The 482-nt window shown below is 64.9% G+C and carries 1 protein-coding gene; it reads left to right on the forward strand.

Annotated features, from left to right (window positions below):
* Positions 1-36: 36 nt before the first annotated feature.
* On the forward strand, positions 37-482 hold a 446-nt coding region (locus EN991_RS39340; protein ID WP_281058867.1), incomplete at its 3' end, for a cytochrome c peroxidase.

Genomic DNA, 482 nt, shown 5'->3' on the forward strand with positions numbered 1-482 from the left:
ATACCGTACTGTTCAACGTGGTGCTGTGAGCGATCGATGAAGCGCCTTTTCCGCTTTCTGGCGCTGATGGTCGCCGTCGTCCTCGTGGGCTGCGGCAAGCCTGATTTTTCCGACGCAGAAAAGAAGACTATCGCTTCGCTGGCGCTGTCGTCGCTGCCGGCGCTCAAGGCCGACACCACCAATCGTTTTGCCGACGTGCCGGCCGCCGCCGCACTCGGCTCGACGCTGTTCTTCGATCAGGGCATGAGCGGTGACGGGTCGGTATCCTGTTCGACCTGCCACAAGATCGACCGCCAGTTCCAGGACGACCTGCCGCAGGCGGTCGGCGTCGGCCACACCAACCGGCGCACCATGCCGCTGGCGGGCGTGGCGCACGATCCCTGGTTCTTCTGGGATGGCCGTCGCGACAGCCTGTGGGCGCAAGCGTTGACGCCGCTCGAAAATCCGCTGGAGCAGGCGGGAAACCGCGCTGCCTACGCGCA

The organism is Mesorhizobium sp. M7A.F.Ca.US.005.03.2.1 (assembly GCF_003997795.1).
GTDB lineage: Bacteria > Pseudomonadota > Alphaproteobacteria > Rhizobiales > Rhizobiaceae > Mesorhizobium > Mesorhizobium ciceri.